The 18,370-nt window shown below is 39.2% G+C and carries 13 protein-coding genes; 8 read left to right on the top strand and 5 right to left on the bottom strand.

Features of this window, described 5'->3' with window-relative positions; all coding sequences use genetic code 11:
- The first annotated feature begins 90 nt into the window (after window positions 1-90).
- Complete coding sequence (locus PLEUR7319_RS0124770) at window positions 91-1,515, top strand: sodium/proline symporter (protein ID WP_019507919.1); 1,425 nt, start codon at window positions 91-93, stop codon at window positions 1,513-1,515.
- A gap of 44 nt (window positions 1,516-1,559) precedes the next feature.
- On the opposite strand, the gene PLEUR7319_RS36615 is transcribed toward PLEUR7319_RS0124770, so the two are convergent.
- Window positions 1,560-2,075 carry an ATP-binding protein gene (locus tag PLEUR7319_RS36615; RefSeq protein WP_019507918.1) on the bottom strand — a complete coding sequence of 172 codons (516 nt, stop codon included), beginning with the start codon at window positions 2,073-2,075 and terminating at the stop codon, window positions 1,560-1,562.
- 371 nt (window positions 2,076-2,446) lie between these two features.
- On the opposite strand from PLEUR7319_RS36615, the gene PLEUR7319_RS0124760 reads away from it, so the two are divergent.
- The gene (locus PLEUR7319_RS0124760; protein WP_019507917.1) at window positions 2,447-2,812 is read left to right on the top strand and encodes a hypothetical protein; all 366 of its coding nucleotides are present in this window, start codon (window positions 2,447-2,449) and stop codon (window positions 2,810-2,812) included.
- 41 nt (window positions 2,813-2,853) lie between these two features.
- On the opposite strand, the gene PLEUR7319_RS0124755 is transcribed toward PLEUR7319_RS0124760, so the two are convergent.
- Together PLEUR7319_RS0124755 and nfi are read right to left on the bottom strand one after the other, a co-directional pair.
- Window positions 2,854-3,252 carry a thiol-disulfide oxidoreductase DCC family protein gene (locus PLEUR7319_RS0124755; RefSeq protein WP_019507916.1) on the bottom strand — a complete coding sequence of 133 codons (399 nt, stop codon included), beginning with the start codon at window positions 3,250-3,252 and terminating at the stop codon, window positions 2,854-2,856.
- Between the two features lie 68 nt (window positions 3,253-3,320).
- Window positions 3,321-3,983, bottom strand: coding sequence for a deoxyribonuclease V (gene nfi, locus PLEUR7319_RS0124750; protein WP_036800735.1), 663 nt, complete (start codon window positions 3,981-3,983; stop codon window positions 3,321-3,323).
- Window positions 3,984-4,256: 273 nt separating this feature from the next.
- Between nfi and PLEUR7319_RS0124745 the strand changes: the two genes are divergently transcribed.
- Entirely contained in the window at window positions 4,257-7,484 is a 3,228-nt protein-coding gene (locus PLEUR7319_RS0124745; RefSeq protein ID WP_019507914.1) for a filamentous hemagglutinin N-terminal domain-containing protein, read from the top strand.
- Window positions 7,485-8,044: 560 nt separating this feature from the next.
- Window positions 8,045-11,062, top strand: a complete 3,018-nt coding sequence (locus tag PLEUR7319_RS0124740; RefSeq protein WP_026102761.1) for a filamentous hemagglutinin N-terminal domain-containing protein — start codon at window positions 8,045-8,047, stop codon at window positions 11,060-11,062.
- A 271-nt stretch (window positions 11,063-11,333) separates the two neighbouring features.
- On the opposite strand, the gene PLEUR7319_RS41450 is transcribed toward PLEUR7319_RS0124740, so the two are convergent.
- Window positions 11,334-11,492: a hypothetical protein gene (locus PLEUR7319_RS41450; RefSeq protein ID WP_237743564.1), complete on the bottom strand. Its 159-nt coding sequence runs from the start codon at window positions 11,490-11,492 to the stop codon at window positions 11,334-11,336.
- Window positions 11,493-11,569: 77 nt separating this feature from the next.
- On the opposite strand from PLEUR7319_RS41450, the gene PLEUR7319_RS41695 reads away from it, so the two are divergent.
- Entirely contained in the window at window positions 11,570-12,511 is a 942-nt protein-coding gene (locus tag PLEUR7319_RS41695; protein ID WP_019505547.1) for an IS110 family transposase, read from the top strand.
- A gap of 454 nt (window positions 12,512-12,965) precedes the next feature.
- Window positions 12,966-15,635 (top strand): CHAT domain-containing protein, encoded by a 2,670-nt coding sequence (locus PLEUR7319_RS0124730; RefSeq protein WP_019507912.1) that lies wholly within the window; start codon window positions 12,966-12,968, stop codon window positions 15,633-15,635.
- A 10-nt stretch (window positions 15,636-15,645) separates the two neighbouring features.
- Here PLEUR7319_RS0124730 and PLEUR7319_RS0124725 read toward each other — a convergent pair whose 3' ends face one another.
- Window positions 15,646-16,764: a branched-chain amino acid ABC transporter permease gene (locus tag PLEUR7319_RS0124725; RefSeq protein WP_019507911.1), complete on the bottom strand. Its 1,119-nt coding sequence runs from the start codon at window positions 16,762-16,764 to the stop codon at window positions 15,646-15,648.
- 796 nt (window positions 16,765-17,560) lie between these two features.
- On the opposite strand from PLEUR7319_RS0124725, the gene PLEUR7319_RS0124720 reads away from it, so the two are divergent.
- Together PLEUR7319_RS0124720 and PLEUR7319_RS0124715 are read left to right on the top strand one after the other, a co-directional pair.
- A complete protein-coding gene (locus PLEUR7319_RS0124720; RefSeq protein WP_019507910.1) occupies window positions 17,561-17,857 on the top strand; it encodes a LapA family protein in 297 nt (98 codons plus the stop codon).
- Window positions 17,858-17,887: 30 nt separating this feature from the next.
- Window positions 17,888-18,283: a nuclear transport factor 2 family protein gene (locus PLEUR7319_RS0124715; protein WP_019507909.1), complete on the top strand. Its 396-nt coding sequence runs from the start codon at window positions 17,888-17,890 to the stop codon at window positions 18,281-18,283.
- Window positions 18,284-18,370: the final 87 nt, after the last annotated feature.

Raw genomic sequence — 18,370 nt, 5'->3', positions numbered from 1 at the left:
TTAAAAGTTACCAAGAAAATTTATGGCAAACGTTATTTATATTTATTAATCAACTAACAAATAAATAAAATCTGGGGATCAACAACAATTATGCTTAACCAAATTGCGATCGCCATCAGCTTCATTTTATTTCTTTTACTATTTACAGGGGTAGGAATTTACTCGGCATCTCGTAAAAAAAAGACTACTGCCGATTATCTACTGGCAAGTCGTAGCGTCAATCCTTGGCTGACAGGTTTATCTGCTTTTGCTACTGCTCACAGTGGTGGGATGTTCATCAGTACCATTGGTTGGACATATCAGGTCGGCATCTCCTCAATCTGGCTGTTAGTAGGGTGGTTTCTTGGTGATTACCTAGCTTGGTTTTTCATTCACAAACCCTTGCGAATTGTCTCTGAGGAAACCTCATCTGAAACTATTGGTGCATTTCTGGCTCAAAATCCTCAACAAAATCGCTCTATTGCAGCTGTATCGGCACTGATCACTATTGCTTTTTTAGGAGCTTACGCCGCTGCTCAACTTCTGGCTGGAAGTAAAGCACTCCATGTTATTTTTGGCTGGAACTATAATTGGGGCATTATTTTAGGAGCGATTGTCATTGTTACGTACTGCTTCTCTGGGGGTATTCGTGCCTCTATTTGGACTGATGCACTACAGTCAATCTTGATGATGGTTGCAATGCTCTTGCTCTTGGTGATTGCCGTCGCAGCTTGTGGTGGTCTGGGAGGACTTTGGCAACAATTAGGAGCAATTGATCCGACTCTAATCAATCCTATCCCTGAAGGTCTTCAATACGGTTTTGGACTGTTTATGCTGAGTTGGTTAGTAGCGGGAGTTGGAGTAGTCGGTCAACCTCATATCATGGTCAGAGCGATGGTGATCGATGATGCGTCTAAAATTGGCATTAGTCGTAATATATACGCTATTTCTTATGTAATTTTCTCCACTGCCGCGGTTATTGTGGGATTGAGTGCCAGGGTGCTACTTCCAGAATTGATTAATGGCGGCGATCCAGAATTGGCATTACCCCAGATGGCGATCGCTCTCTTACCAGCGCTTCTAATCGGAGTTATTCTGGCTGGTATATTTTCGGCTGTAGTTTCTACTGCCGATTCCCAAATCCTCTCTTGTTCGGCTGCCCTAACCCAAGACTTGTTTCCCAAAATGGGTCGTTCTTATGGGTTAGTTAAAATAGGCACTTTGATTGTAACTGCAATTATCTTGGCGATCGCCTTGGCTAGTGATAAAAATATGTTTGCTTTGGGAGTGTTTGCCTGGTCAGCTCTAGCATCTGGGTTAGGTCCCTTATTAATACTAAGAGTGTGGCGATTTCCTGTTAATAGTGCAGTGGGAGTTGCGATGATGCTAGTGGGTATCGCTACTGCTGCAATTTGGAATGGAGTCCTTCAGCTTTCAGGTTCAATTTATGAGGTATTACCAGGAATGGTGGCAGGGTTTTTGGTTTACGGCATTGCTAGATTATTGAATTCTTTCCTAGTTAAAAATAAAAAATAAAAGTAGTTAGATAGTATAGTGAGAAATTTAGGCAATGAGATTCGCTAATCCTTGTTTTTTACGAAGTATTGAACTATCCATTCATCAAGAGGTTGGTAATGACTGTATTTAATGACAATCTCATCTGATTGAGGTGATTCAAATGTTTTCACCATCTCATTGACAATATCTCGTTTAACTCTGTGTCTAGTTTTAGTTTTTTCATTTTCCTCCATCCTGTTGAAAATTTCAGATAGAGGAATATCGAGGTAAATTATAACGGTTCGATAGCCATGTTGCGCTCCGAGAACTCGAAATCGATCTCGCAACCAACGAAAACAATTCGTGTCGTCCAATACCACGTCTTGCTGAGATGGCATTAAATTCTCCAATTGCTCCATTGCTAGCGAATGTGTTTTTTCCCACTCTTCAATGGAAATACCATCTCCACCCCAAAGTCCTCTTGCTTCATTAATTTCATCAAGACTGATGTATGAAGAATTGAGATATTCTGAAACAAGCTTTCCTAGAGTTGTCTTCCCAGAAAATGGCATTCCGCACAGTAGGTATAGTGTTTTCATGACAATCAATTAGAAATCTAATCGGATTGAGATTCGACAATAGTTATCTCTTTTCTGAACTATAGTGGTTCTCAAATAAGTGAGGTACAAATATAAACTTATACCAATTTCATTTAGCTAGGCTACACTTGCTTCTGTGAATTGCAGAATATAATTCTATTCTTGACGCATTATCTGTAGCTTGAATTTAGGAAATTGGTATTAGTCAAAAACCTGAAAACCCCTATTCCCTATTCCCTATTCCCTGACTCCACCAAGGGGTATCTCATTAATACGAGAACCGCTATACATGACCATAGCCTAATCAAATCAAGCGATCGCTTTTGTTATTTCAACCTAGTAGAATAAAAAAATACCTACGTATTTTAAGAATGACACCAGAAGAAATTCAAAACACCATCGAACAAATGTTATCGGTTCAAAGACAAATACAAGAGAGCCAGATTAGGAACACTGATAACATAGCTAGATTAGAGGTTCAAACTCAAGAAAATAGCCGTTTGATTCGAGAAAATAGTCAATTGATTCAAGAATCAACTAGAGAAACTCGACAAGATATCGCAGTTTTAGTTGAGGAAATTGCTAAATTAACCGTAGATCAAAGAGAGAAATTTAATCAATTTTATGGCTATCATATAGCTGCTGATTCTGAGAGACTAAATATTATAGAGAGATTGAGGAAAGTAGAGCAAGAAGTAAAGCAGTTAAAGGAAAAAATTGACAACGAAACTCCATGAAACAAAATAAAATTAAATGTCTTTAGCACAAAGCTGATAGCTTATTTATCACATCGAAAAGGAAAATTAGAGTCATAAGTTTTATCCCTTTTGCCGAACCATTGATAACGATTGTCGCGAATTTGTTCATAACTGCGATCGCCAACCCATTTCATTCCTGGAATAGCTCGATAGGCGTTAACAAATAGATCTCCTAGCGGAAGTAAGTGGGCAATCTCCTCAGCTGCATCACTACCCTGCCATCTTTTTGCTGGTTGATTACCGTCAACTAAAATCATTCCTGCTTCGCAGTCTTTAGCAGTAATGCCAAACTCTGTCAGAGTAGCCTCATCCTGCATGGGAATATAATCAAAAATTTCTCCACGGTCAAATTGTTCTAATAATTGAGCAAATGTAGCACAGAGATTGCATTTGCCATCATAAATTACGTGGTATTTCATAATTAATTTTTAATTTTGTCTGATTGTCTGGACTTTGAGATTGTATTGCTTTGATTGAAACAATTTCATTATTTCTGGCGATGTGAAGCTAATTTATCAGCCCATCGGGTTGTTTCTGGTAAACGATATTTGGTTAGACAACCCATCACATAGTTAATCGCTGTCGGCAGAGAGATTTTGTGTCCAATAGATATATAAATCGGCTTGACCTTGGTACGCGATCGCAATACCACCCCAATGATTTCATCTTGATCGTAAAGTGGTTTCCAGCTCCCTTTCTCCAGAGGAATTTCCTCATGTTTACCAATAAACTTAGACTTAGCTACGCCAATAGTCGGTATATCTAGTAACACTCCTAAGTGACAGGCTAATCCGAGGCGGCGGGGATGGGCTAAACCCTGTCCATCACAAAGTATTAAATCGGGCTTAATGGTTAATTTTGGGAAAGCAGCTAATATTGCGGGAATTTCACGGAAAGAAAGATATCCTGGCACGTAGGGAAATACAGTCGGTATACGAGCGATCGCTCGTTCTATTAACTCTAATTCGGGGTAACTCAACACAACTACTGCTGCTTTAGAAATAGCAAAGTTATCTTCAAAACCGATATCTACCCCCGCTACATATTTAACCTCTCCGAGGCAATCTTTGGTAATGACTTGATGTCTAAGTTGTTCTTGAATTTCCTTGGCTTCAGCTACTGTTTGCACCCAAGGATGAGTAGGATTTATGTTAAACAATTCTTCTCTTTTAATATAGCAACATCTACTTATAACGTTACAATTTGGCAATTTTTTTAATTTATGGGATGTTGTGGAGCAAAATCTTATCCCTCTCCTAAGAAAACTCAACTTTTTAAGTTCCAAGAATAAACATATTCACTCTCTTTTTCACAGATGTTTCAGATGCAGTGTGGAAATGTAAATTAATACAGAAATAAATATTGAGCAATATAGTTGTTCTGTACAATAAACTCAATTAACTGTTTATTGGCGAATATTGAGATGAACAAAAGCTTGTCATTGCTGTTTTCTTTGGGTTGTTATGCTGTTGCTAATTCTTTAATCTGCAATTCAGTAATCGCTCAGGTTACACCAGACGGTACTACGAACACCACGGTCAATCCTGACGGGAGTAATAATTTTACCATTGAAAATGGCGATCGCGCTGGCGGCAATCTCTTTCACAGCTTTGACCAGTTTTCCGTCCCCAATGGTGGCTCGGCGATATTTAATAACCCCGTAGACATAACCAATATCCTTTCTAGAGTCACAGGGGACAATATTTCCAATATCGATGGTTTGATTCAAGCTAATGGCAGTGCCAATTTATTTTTAGTAAACCCCGCAGGAATTCTTTTTGGCAACAATGCCAGGTTGGATATTGGGGGTTCTTTTTTCGGTACTACCGCCGATAGTATTTTGTTTGAAGATGGTGAATTTAGCGCAGTAAATAACTTGTCAGAACCAATACTGACGATTAATGCACCTATCGGTTTGAATTTTCGAGATAATCCAGCCGAGATTATTAATCGTGCTGGTTCAGGATTAGAAAGCGGAGGTCTACAAGTAGATACCAGAGGCTCTTTGACTCTTGTGGGAGGAAATATTCGTTTAGAAGGAGGAAAATTAACCGCACCAGGTGGCAGTGTTGAATTAGGTGGATTATTAGCAGCCGGAACAGTCGGTATTGGTGAAGATGGAAGTTTGAGTTTTCCCGAAGAGATAGCTAAAGCTAATGTATCTCTTACTGAAAGTGCTTTGGTCAACGTGGTTGATGCGGGAGGAGGGTCGATTAATGTTAATGCTCAGAACCTGGAATTAAGAAATGGAAGTCGTCTGATGGCAGGGATAGATGAAGCTACAAATTCTCTCACAGCCCAAGCAGGAGATATCAATCTCAAGGTTGACGAAGCAACTACTATAGATGGTCCTGACAGCGGAATTTTTAATGATGTTGGAATAGAAATCGAAAGTGATGATGATGTTACATCCAGTGCTGTAGGTAATGCTGGCAAAATTAACATTGATACTGGTTCATTATCCATTACTCCAGGAGGAAGAATCGGGTCGACTATTTTTGGACAGGGTAATGCTGGGGATGTAACGATTAATGCGCGTGAGAACATCGAGATTCAAGGGTTTGAAGATCCAGGCGTTGATAAGAAAAACCCAACTGGTATCTTCAGCAATTTGGAAGTCGGAGCGAGAGGTAACAGTGGAACAGTTAGAATCTTATCTGACTCACTTACACTAACTAAAAGGGGTCAAGTACGGACTTCAATCGCTAGAGAAGCAGAAGGAACAGGAGGAGACATAATAGTCGATACAGGTTCTCTTACTCTGGACGATAGTGGAACTAGATTAACAACTGTATCAGGTAAAAAATCAAAAGGAACAACGGGAAACATTGAAATTAATGCTGATACGGTGTCTTTAAATTCGGGAAGTACTTTAGCATCAAATTTGGGTCAAGAAGCAGAAGGTAACGCTGGTAATATCAAAATTACAGCTAACTCGCTGACCCTAACAACAACTACTCTAAAGGAAGATAGTCGCCCAGGTAACAAAGTTGTAATCGAAACCAATGTAGATAATGGGGCAAAAGGTGACGCTGGTAATATTGAGATTCAAACCGATTCTTTATCTTTAAGAGGTGTATCTTCCTTAAATTCAACATTAAGACGAGAAGCGGAAGGTAACGCTGGTAACATTCTCATCGAAACCGATTCACTTTCTCTTGACAAGGATAGCCTTATCAGATCGACAACACAAGCAAAGACTAATGGTAATGCTGGCAAAATAAAAATTGATGCCAATACGGTTGAGATCGATGATGGAGCGACAATATCATCTACTACCCAAGGAGAGGGAAATGCTGGCAGTATTGAGGTAAATGCCTCAGATTCAGTGAATATCTCTGGTGCTAGCGATCTTCTTTTGATTCGAAGAATTATTTTAAATGAAGATGGTGAAAAAGAATCTAGATCTCCTGTAAGAGCAGGTGGTTCTAGTGGTTTATTGTCATCTGTTGAGAAAGGAGCCTCTGGTAAGGGTGGCAATATTACAATTTCAACTCCTAATTTAAGAATCTTAGATGGAGCGATTGTTAGTGCAGAAGTTGAAGCTGAAGGTCAGGGACAAGGGGGTAACATATTCATTGATGCAGATACACTGGAAATTGGTGATGGTGGACAAATAATTGCTTCCAGTTTGGGAGATGGAGATGCTGGTCAGATTAACCTCAATATTGCTGATAGCGTCAAGATTTTTGGTAGTGACCCTAATTTTTCCGAACGCCTCCAAGCCAAGGTGATAACAAGAGATCTAAATGACATAATACCTGAAGAGCCTTTAACTGAGCAAGAAGGGAGAGATAAATTTAGCCGTGTTGGCATTGGAGATGAAAGCCAAATATCTGGCATTTTTGCTAATAGCGAAAGCCAAGGCAGTGGCGGAATTGTGAATATTCAGGCAGGTTCTTTAACCCTAGAGGATGAAGGTCAGATCAATGCCACTACTAACGCAGGACAGGGGGGAAATATCACACTAGAAATTGACGATACTTTAAGTATGCGTAATAACGCTCTAATCTCTGCTAAAGCTTCTAATGAAGGTAGCGGAGGTAACGTCAATATCGATGCTGACTTTATTATTGCTTTTCCTAATCAGATAGATGGTAATGGTAGCGATATTATTGCTAGCGCAATACAGGGTGAAGGAGGCAGAATTAGTATTAATTCTCAGTCTCTAATTGGTATCCAAGAAGGTCAAGCCATTGAAGGAAATCAAACTAACGACATTGATGCTAGTTCTGAATTTAGTTTAGATGGTACTGTTAGCATTAATACTCCTGACATCAATCCTATTCAAGGGGTAACAGAATTACCGACCAATGTTGTTGAACCAGAACAAACCGTAGCTCAAGCTTGTGCTGCTGGTCGAGATACATCGGTAGCAAATAGTTTGGTAGTCAAAGGAAAAGGTGGCATCCCTGCTATACCAACTGCACCGATCGCTTCTGGGATGATTATCACTGATGGTGAATTGGCAAATAATCCAACTGATTCTGCCATTAAATCAAGCCATGCAATACCCACTAGCCAAGGTGATATTATTCCAGCCAGAGGAATTATGAAAACTGAAGATGGTCAAATTATTTTAACTGCTGTGCCAGTTGCTAGTAGTACTTCGCGAATTCCCAATGGTTCAACTAATTGCGGAGATGTTTAATTACCTTTAAAAGCTGTCAGCTTTCAGCTATTAGCTTTTAGCTCTAAAGTTTACCTATTTTATGAAAGAGAAAATAAAGTTGCAATTAGCGATCGCGATAAGGGATTTTTGAACAGAAATTAAAACATTGGATTTAGTTGCGATTCAATACCGTTTTGTTGAGCCCCCCAGCCCCTTCTCACGCGTGCTTAAGGCGAGGAAACCTCGCCAAGGTCGCTCGCCAACTTTGGGGGAGCCATATTTGTAAAAGTCCCCCAGAATTGGGGGATTTAGGGGGCGGAAAAAATAACTTGAAAGACTAACCAAACAGTATTGACTTGCGATTTAGATTTTTTGTCGATAGATACCTTGAACTAGCTCAAGAATAAAATCAATGAAATATCTTGCATACTAATTAGATTACAGAAAAAGCGGATAGCTCTGAAAAAACATATTCACTATCTTTCTCATAGATATTTTAGATGCAGTGTAGAAATGTAAATTCTGAAATCAAAGGATATATTGTATTGTAGTTACTTTGTATAATGACCTCAATTAACTGTTTATTAGCAAATATTGAGATGAACAAAAGCTTGTCATTGCTGTTTTCTTTGGGTTGTTATGCTGTAGGTAATTCTCTAATCTGTAATTCTGTAATAGCCCAAGTTACTCCCGACGGGACTACGAACACTATAGTAAATCCTGACGGGAGTAATAATTTTACTATTGAAAATGGCGATCGCGCTGGGGGCAATCTCTTTCACAGTTTTGACCAGTTTTCCGTTCCCAATAATGGTTCAGCGGTATTTAACAATGCCCCAGAAATAGACAATATCTTTTCCCGTGTCACAGGGGGCAATATCTCTAATATCGATGGTTTAATTCAAGCTAACGATGCCAATTTATTTCTCGTTAACCCCGCAGGAATTATGTTTGGCAACAATGCTAGGTTGGATATTGGGGGGTCTTTTTTAGGTACTACCGCTGACAGTATTTTGTTTGAGGATGGGGAATTTAGCGCAACAGACTTTGATAACCCTCCTTTATTAACGGTAAATGCGCCGATTGGATTGAGTTTTCGAGATAATCCTGGGGATATAGTTAATACTTCAGTGGGTCAAAATCCTGATGGAGAAACCAATGTAACTGGTGGTGCGGTTGGTTTACAAGTTCCAAATGGTGAAACCTTAGCCTTAGTTGGGGGTAATGTTTTACTGGATGGTGGAAATTTAACTGCAAAAGGTGGACATATTGAACTAGGAAGTGTCCAAGATATTGGAGAAGTTGAAATAAAAGAGACTGAAACAGATTTGGCTTTGGATTATGACTCAATAAATTCTTTTGGAGAGATTCGACTGGAAAATACGGCAGCTATTGATGTTAACGCTGAAGGTGGCGGAAGTATTGCTGTAAATGCTAAGGATATAAATATCTTGGATGGAAGTTCTCTTAATGCTGGAATCGGCTCAGGATTGGGTTCAACTGAAGCACAAGCAGGAGATATTACACTTAATGCCACAGAAAAACTAACAGTTACTAATAGTCGTATTCACAATCTTGTCAATTCTGGGGCGGTGGGTAATTCGGGAGATATTTTCATTCGTTCCTCTAACGTAGAAATTTTGGAAACACTAAATTCTGATGTTGATGTTGCTAGTGGAAATTTTTTGAACAATGGCATATTTGCTGTAGTTGATCTCGAAGGTAGAGGAAATGCAGGAAATCTGAGTATAGAATCTGAACAATTAAATATCAGTGGCAATGGTGCAAGGATTTCATCAGCTACTCTTGGTGAAGGAAACGCAGGGAATTTAACTATTGAAACTAATAATTTAGTTGTACAAGATGGTGGGCAAATGGGAACTTCCACATTTGGTAGAGGAAATGCGGGAGATTTTATAATTCGAGCTTCTGAAACTATAAATCTAACAGGGGAAGGTGAATTCCCTACTGGTTTATTTGCTCAAGTGAATCCAGACGCAGAAGGTAGCGGTGCTAATTTAACAATTGAAACTCAAACTATCAAGATAAGTGACGGCGCAAGAATTTCTGTTGGTAGTTTTGGCTTAGGCAATGCTGGAAATTTAACAATTCGTGCCTCTGATATTGAGGTGTTTGAAACGCCAAACAAAAATTTTTATCTTACAGGTATTTTTGCCAATATTACTGCTAGTAATTCTCCTATTGCTCCTGAATTTAAAAGTCCAGGACAAGGAGCAGCAGGAAATCTAACCATCGAAACAGAGAGATTAAGTGTCAAAGATGGTGGTCGAGTATCAGTTTCTAATAATGGTATAGGCGATCCTGGAAGCCTTTCTATCACAGCTAGTGAATTTGTAAAAATTGAAGGGGTAGAAAATCCAGATATATTTGAAGATAGCTTTAGAAACATCAGTACAGTGAGAGCAACTGTTGGGGAAGAGAGTAGCGGAACTGGTGGTAACTTAACAATCGATACGAAGCAGTTAATTGTCAGTGATGGAGGAATATTATCTGTAGGAACTTTTGGTGCGGGAAATGCTGGAACATTATTAGTAAATTCTAATGAATCTATAGAAGTTAGTGGCACTAGTGAGGATGGACAGTTTCGCAGTAGTGTTAATGCAACAGTTGAAGAAAATGCTTCTGGTTTAGGTGGAAATTTAACCTTAAACACCTCCAGCTTAGTTGTCGAAGATGGTGCTGAGATATCAGTTAGCGTTATTGGTCAAGGAAATGCTGGGGTGTTAAATATAAATGCCAGCGAATCTATTGAAGTCGTTGGCAAGTCTTTCGATGATACTTTTCCCAGTGAACTAAGTGCTTCAATTACTTCGGAGTCAACTGGGCAAGGTGGCAGTATCAGTATTGAAACATATAAATTGACCCTGCAAGATGGGGCGCAAGTAATTGCTGAAACTACTTTTGGTCAAGGTGGAAATATTACTTTACAAGTTGATGATAATATAACCTTACAAAACAATGCTACTATCTCTGCACAAGCATTTAACGATGCCACAGGGGGTAATATAGATATCGATACTAATTTCATCATTGCCTTTCCCAATGAAATAGATGGTAATGGTAGCGATATTATTGCTAGCGCAGTACAGGGGGAAGGAGGAGAAATTAATATAAATGCTCAGTCCCTCTTTGGTATTGAAGAACGTGAAGCTATTGATGATAATCAAACCAACGACATTGATGCTAGTTCTGAATTTAGTTTAGATGGTACTGTTAGCATTAATACTCCCGATCTTAATCCCATTCAAGGGGTAACAGAATTACCGAGTAATATTGTTGAACCCGAACAAACCGTAGCTCAAGCTTGTACTGCCAGTAAAGATACAGGGGTAGTTAATAGTTTTGTTGTGAGAGGAAAAGGAGGAGTGCCTAGTTTACCAACGGCTTCTCTTAATTCTGAATTGATTACTATCAATGGTAAATCGGAAGCTAACTCCAATAATTCTGGTTATGCAATACCCACTAGTCAAGGCGATATTACTCCAGCTAGAGGGGTAATTAAAACTGAAGATGGTCAAGTGATTTTAACTGCTGTGCCTGTTATGGGTAATACTTCTCGAATTCCCAATGGTTCAACTAATTGCGGAGATGTTTGATTTCTCCTAATCTATAGACTTTTCCGGTAAGGTTCTCTAATTGTCTTGATTTGTTACTATTACTTTACGCTTGATGTGGATTAATAATGCTTAATTCTGAACTATTTTGCTGGTAAATTATTCTTCAAAACCATATTTTTCTCTGGGGGAACTTTCCCCCATATGCGTAGCGGTGAAGCAGTTCGTTGGCGGGGTTCCCCCGCTTAAAGAAACTGCTGAACCCTTTAGGGTATCCTTGTATCTTGAAATTAGGATTTTAAATCCTGATAGTTTAGAGAAGGTAGTAGACCGTGGTATCCTTGGTTGCTCGAAACCGTCCTAAAGCTGGGTCGCTACCAACTCTTCCTCCTCTAGTGAACTCAACAGCTTCAATAGCCTCAACGGGGGTTCCCCCCGCAACGGCTTTTCGCTCAAACAATCGCCTGGGCAAACTAAGCCCGTATTTTAGCAAGGAAGAGTCAAAGGAGCGAGAGAAACAATCAACATAATCACCACAGAGAAAAACTCATGAGTGAACAACAGTGGGTAGGAATAGATGTCTGTCAACAATATCTTGATGTCTACGTACGTCCATTAGGAAACCTATTTCAAGTAACAAATAATGAGGTAGGAATTAGTAAGCTAGTTCAAACTTTAAAAAACATCGAACCAAAATTAATTGTTTTGGAAGCAACGGGAGGTATGGAAATTGATGCCGTAATCAAGTTAACTGAGGCAAAACTTTCTGTAGCAGTAATCAATCCTCGTCAAGCCAGAGATTTTGCCAAAGCGACGGGAACACTAGCCAAAACCGATGCTATTGATGCTCAATTGTTGGCGCATTTTGCCGATGCGATACGTCCTCAAGTGAGACCAATAAGTGATGAATCTTCGCGCCAACTAGAAGATCTAGTAACTCGTCGCCGTCAAATTAGTGACATGATTACCGCCGAAAAAAATCGTCGTCGAGGTAAAACTAATTCAATTCAAGCCGATATTGACGAACACATTGAATGGCTCGAAAAGCGACTCAAAGAAATTGAATCCCAAATCAAATCAGCAATTGCGATTAATGAAGACTGGCAGCAAAAGATGAAATTGTTGACTAGTGTGCCTGGAGTCGGTGAAGTAGTAGCTGTGACTTTGATCTCATCTTTACCAGAATTAGGTACAATCTCGCATAAATCAATTTCCTACTTAGTTGGTGTAGCACCCCTAAACAGAGACAGTGGAAAGTTTCGAGGCAAGAGAAAAATTTGGGGTGGACGAGCTACAATTCGTTGTGTCTTGTATATGGCGACTCTAGTGGCTGTTCGTTTTAATCCTGCTATCAAAGCTTTCTATGAGCGTTTGCTCAAAAAAGGGAAACTCAAAAAAGTTGCTTTGACTGCTTGTATGCACAAGCTTTTAATTTTGCTCAATGCCATGATGAGAAATAATCAAACCTGGCGACAAGAAGTTAGTCCGTAATTGGCAACCTCAAATCGTTTAGTTCAATGACCGCGATCGCTTTGATTTTGTCTTGTTTGCAGCAAGTTGTGACTGTGACGAGGGAATTTTCTTGCTTTATTTAGTCGTAGCGCGATCGCCTGAAAAAAACAAATTTAACTTGACATTCAAGACAATCGCTTTAGGAGACCCCCAGTCGGGGAAGTGACGGCTTCCCCAAGCCCCTTCGTAACTAAAGTATTAGTCAAAATATCTGCTTTGCTAGCTAACTCGTACTTAAAATGACGAGTTTATTCACATCAAACGTATAGTTAAAGATGAACTGTGAACCGTCCTAATAGTTAATTCAAATTAAACCAGCAAAGTGAGCGAAGAACAATTATGTTTAGACAGCATCAAATCTACTTGAAGATTCATAGAACCTAAAATTTTGATTTAGTTATGTAATTGAAATTACTCTCTTAACCGCTGTTTTATGGGTAAGATTTTCAAATTTATTGCAATCTCCTTACTAGGATTGAGCTTGACTCTAGCTATCTCAGTTTATATTCCTGTGGTATCAGTTGCTCAATCTTCCCAGACGATAAATTTAGTACAAAAGGGTATTAATCTATTTGAAGGTGAGCAGTTTGATCAAGCAGTCAATATCTGGAACACTGCTCTCGATCAGGAACAAGAGCAATTAAGTCGAGCTTTTATTTTGAGTAATCTTTCCCTTGCATATCAAAACTTGGGGCGATGGTCAGAGGCTGATAATTCCATTGCTAAGAGTCTAGAGATACTGGAAAACTTAGCTCTAAAAACTCAAACTTACACCGAGATTTTAGCCAAATCCCTCAACAGTAAAGCCCATCTCCTCTGGTTAAAAGGTGATTTTGAACAGGCGATCGCCACTTGGAATATGGCTGCTGATAATTATTTAGAAGCAGGTAATCAATCCCAGGCAATCAATTGTGAATTAAACCAGACCAAAGCTCTACAAACATTAGGATTGAGCAGTAAAGCCCAAGAAATAGCAACCACTATCTATCAGGATTTAGCTAGTATCCCTAGTCCTGAGATTAAAATAAGGGGTTTACAACATCTGGGCAATGTTCTGCGGGATGTGGGCAATTTGCCTCAATCAGAGCAAGTCTTACGGGAAAGTTTAGATATTGCGGTAAATTCTGATACTTTGTTGGAGTTAGGCAACACAGAAAGAGCGTTAAGTGATAGTTATTTAGAAACTAATCAACCACAGTTAGCAGAGCAATATGCTCAAGCTGCGATCGCCCATTATCAAGAGGCTTTTAATGAAGGAAAAGGAAATAATTTTCAAGCTGGACTAAATCAACTCAGTTTAGCGATCGCGATGGGAAAATGGTCACAGATTTCACCCCTCCTGGCTCAGCTTCGCCAGTCTCTTGATGGCTTGGCTACCAGTAGAGCAGGAATTTATGCTCGACTCAATTTTGCCCGTAGTTTGAGCTGTTTAAAAGAAATTACAGAACAGCAAAATCTTACCTGTGTTAGTAAAGCTCGTCGTCAAGAACTCAATCAAATTATTCCCTCTCAGAAACAACCTGACATCGCCATGCCAGACTGGGAACAGATTGCTCAGGAAATACAACGGACAATTCAACAAGCTTTAGACTCTAAACTTAAATCTTACGCGATCGGAGAGCTAGGTAAACTATATGAGTCGCAACAAAAATGGCAACTAGCGCAAAAATATACCCAACAAGCTTTACTAACTCTAGAAGGAATTCAAGCACCAGAAATTCGCTATCGGTGGGAATGGCAGCTAGGACGAATCTTAAAACAACAGGGTCATATAGAAGGAGCGATCGATGCTTACTCAATTGCCATTAATACTCTTAAATCAGTCCGTAGCGATCTATTAACTGTCAATTCGGAAGTACGATTTTCTTTTCGTGATTATACTGAACCAATTTACCGAGAGTTTGTGACTCTGCTCCTACAGGACAATCAATCAGAAAGAGTAAATCAAGAAAATCTTGAGCAAGCGATTCAAAGTATTGATGCTTTGCAACTAGCGGAAGTAGAGAATTTTCTCAATTGCGATCTTGATGCTAGTTTACAGCTCAATCTTCAACCTAAAAGTATCGATGAGATTAATCCTAATACTGCTTTTATCTATCCTGTTATTTTAGAAGACCGTTTAGCTGTAATTTTTAAACAGCCTGGTCAATCCTTGGAATATAAAATTAATCCTGTTGACCAAGAAACCGTTGCCCAAACTCTACAAAAACTAAAAATAGCAGTTATTAGAGGTTATGGGAGTCAAGTACTTTCTCATTCCCAAGTGCTCTACAGTTGGTTAATTGAACCTTGGGAGCAGTACTTAGAAGACAGCCAACAAATATCTACTGTAGTATTTATCCTAGATGGGGAACTTCGCAATATTCCCATGGGTGTTCTTTATGATGCTAAAAAACAAGAGTATTTAATTGAAAAACACTATGCTTTGGGTTTACTGCCCAGTTTTCAGGTTCTTGATCTTCAAAAAACTCCCTCCAGTGAATTAGAGGTTTTAGGTGCTGGAATTAGTGAGGAACTTCAGGTTGAGGGTAAGTCCTTCAATCGCTTAGAGATCACCAAAGAATTAGCTAAGATCCAGAACACTATATCTAGTTCGATCCTACTTAATGCCGAATTTACTCAAACTAATATTCAGAAAAATCTGGATACTGAAGATTATTCTATTGTGCATTTAGCCACCCATGGTAACTTTAGCTCTAATCCAGAAGAGACTTATATTCTGATTTACGATTCTGATATGCCTCGGGGTTCACTACTTAAAGCCAGAGATTTGGATGTTTTACTGCGCCACAAAGGTCAAAAAACACCAATTGAATTACTGGTTCTAAGTGCTTGTGAAACAGCCGAGGGAGACAAGCGAGCTGCTTTAGGATTAGCAGGACTTGCTGTTAGAGCTGGAGCCCGCAGTACTTTGGCAACTTTATGGCAAGTTAGCGACCAGTCTACAGTAAAGTTTATGACTAAGTTTTATCAGGAATTGAGCGTACCAGGAACGAGCAAAGCGATCTCTCTGCATCGTGCTCAACAAGCCCTGCTAAAAGAACCTAACTTTCAAGCTCCATATTATTGGTCGCCCTATGTACTGGTAGGAAATTGGCTTTAAGCCAAACTTGTTATCTTTCTAGGGTTAATTCTTCTTTTTTACCTAGAATTCCTTGAGGTCGCCAAATCATCAGGAGCATTAAAATCAATCCAATTACCATCACGCGAAATGCTCCCTGTCCAGAACTATCGAACCAACCCAATTTAGGTAAATAAAATCGGGTTAGGGCATCATAGCCCCAAAAGATGATCGCGCCTAAAATTGCCCCAGGGTTTTTTCCAGCACCACCCAAAACCACCATTGTCCAAACATTAAAGGTGACTAAAGTCTGAAAATTACTGGGGTAAACAGTAGTTAATTGCCAAGCGTAAAATGCTCCAGCAACTCCGGCGATCGCGCCTCCTAACATAAATGCTTGTAGCTTATACCAAAATACATTTTTACCTAAAGCTCTGGCTATTTCTTCATCTTCCCGAATTGCTTTTAATACTCTTCCCCAAGGGGATTTGACCAATAGCTCTAGTCCCCAATAAACTATTGCCACCGTTAGCAAAACTAATAGCATTAAGCCAGCTTTGTAGTTGTAGTCCCAGAGAGCAATAGTACCATTAATATAAATGGCTAAAATTATCCCCAGACCCAAAATACCCCAGATAATGAGGCTAAATAGTTTGGCTGGTTGAGAGCTCTTATTCTGGATGGCTCTGCCCTCACGCCACTGAGATTGTAAACCTCGCCACAATTGCCAAGCGGCAAAAATTGCCAATAAAGTGAAAATACCGATTAATAAATACTTCTGAAATAAATTAGGATCAAAGCGATCTAGAGGTAAAGGATAGCGTTGAATACCAAAAGATCCTTTAGTTAACCATTCTTCATTAAGAGCGATTAGACGTAATAATTCAGAGACTCCAATAGTAACAATAGCCAGATAGTCTTCCCGCAGTCTTAGGGTAGACATCCCAATTAATAATCCTAGCAAAGCGGCGATCGCAATTCCGACGATAACAGCTATTATCAAAGGAAAGCCTTGGGAACTCAGCAGCACGGTGGTGTAAGCTCCAACTGTCATAAACGCTACATGACCAAAATTAATTAAGCCAGCATAACCCCACTGTAAATTCAATCCTAAGGCAAACAAGGCATATAACCCAATGTAAATAGTTAAAAAAACTAAATAACCAACCATAAAATTATTTTAAGCAGCTAACTGTTTATCGCAGCCGATTGTAACCTAGCCAGGTATGTAAACAGTAAGAGATGTGACCAAAATATCTGCTTTATAGGGATTCTCGTATTAATGAGATACACCTTGGTGGAGTCAGGGAATAGGGAATAGGGGGGTTCAGGTTTTCGGAGTTTCAGGTTTTTAGGTTTTTGACTAAGTTTATATTCATACCTCACTTATTTGAGAACCGCTATAGTTATTTTTCCTGATATTAATATAATCAAGCAGCAATCAGAATTGAGCAAGATTTCAGCCCTTTGTTTGCCAGAAATATGAAAATATTCAGCCTTAGGCTACTGAAATAGCCGTAATTTTACTGTTTAGACTCTAGGATGCATTGTGCTACATAAGTGCTATAAGTTATGGTACTAACATACATGATGCCTCCGAGAATGTCTCAAGATGATGTTATTAAAGCCTTAGAGAAATTGGCGTTGGAACATGATACGAACAGAAAACAACGCTGCATTTACCAAGATTATTATACGTATAGTCTTAGTCCGGTTGTGCGCATAATTTACTCAAAAATAGTAATTATCAGCCCAAAAATTCAGCGTGCCCTTAAATTTCTCTTTTTGAATCTTTTTTCTCTCAATCGAAAATCAGAGTAGTTGCAATTCTCAATCAATTGCTAGACAAGAGTTTTTACTAGGGCGTGTCATCGTTTAGGGGGAAAGATGCTTTTGAAGGTATTTTGGCGAGATACAAGCTTTCGTTGACCAATTGAAATTACCGTATAATTTAAATAGATAAAGCCTTGACACTAAAGCTTCCTTTAACTTCTCTGGGACACTGGAAAGAAACCATGTTTTTAATAGCACTTAGACTGATTATCCTTGTTGCGATCGCCTATTTATTCGGTCTTCTAGTTGCTTGGTTGTTCTCAATATTTAATGCAGATAACGGTGGTAATGATTTTAGAGGCGACGATCCTGACACTCCCAAACCACCTCAACCAGGAAAAACCTTAGAGCAAAATAAGGGGAAAAAACGCTTAGTGGAAGTTGATGAGTCTTATTATCTTGAAGAATTTGATCTCAACAACAAACAGTAATTTGAATTAGATCAGTTGTAAAATCGTTAAATGACCAATCCATTAGATAAACAAGCGGTTTTAGCAGCAAATCAAGCTTTTTACGACGCTTTTTCCCATAAAGACATTGAAAGTATGAACCTTTTGTGGTGGCAAGGCACGACTAGTTTGTGCGTTCATCCAGGGGGACAAGTTCTTAGGGGATGGAAGACAATTCAAAGCTCTTGGTCATCGATCTTTAAGAATACTGATTCCTTGGAAATAGACATAGAAGTCGTCAAGATCGAAGTTGACCATGCCCTTGCCTATGTTCTTGTCCGAGAGGTCGTATTGCAGTCAAGCCGAGGACGAAAAATTAAGGCACCATCAATGGCGACTAATATTTTTCAGAAGATGGCACAAAAATGGTTTTTGGTTCACCATCATGGCAGTCCCATTATGCGCTAGCTTCGATTTACCTGTCTTACTTTCAAGTTTGAGATTGACAGGAAGGAGAGAGTAACTTATTTCCAATGGTACTCGTATCAGATTCCC

This window comes from Pleurocapsa sp. PCC 7319, assembly GCF_000332195.1.
Classification (GTDB): domain Bacteria; phylum Cyanobacteriota; class Cyanobacteriia; order Cyanobacteriales; family Xenococcaceae; genus Waterburya.
This window is presented reverse-complemented; position numbering and strand designations above follow the sequence as displayed.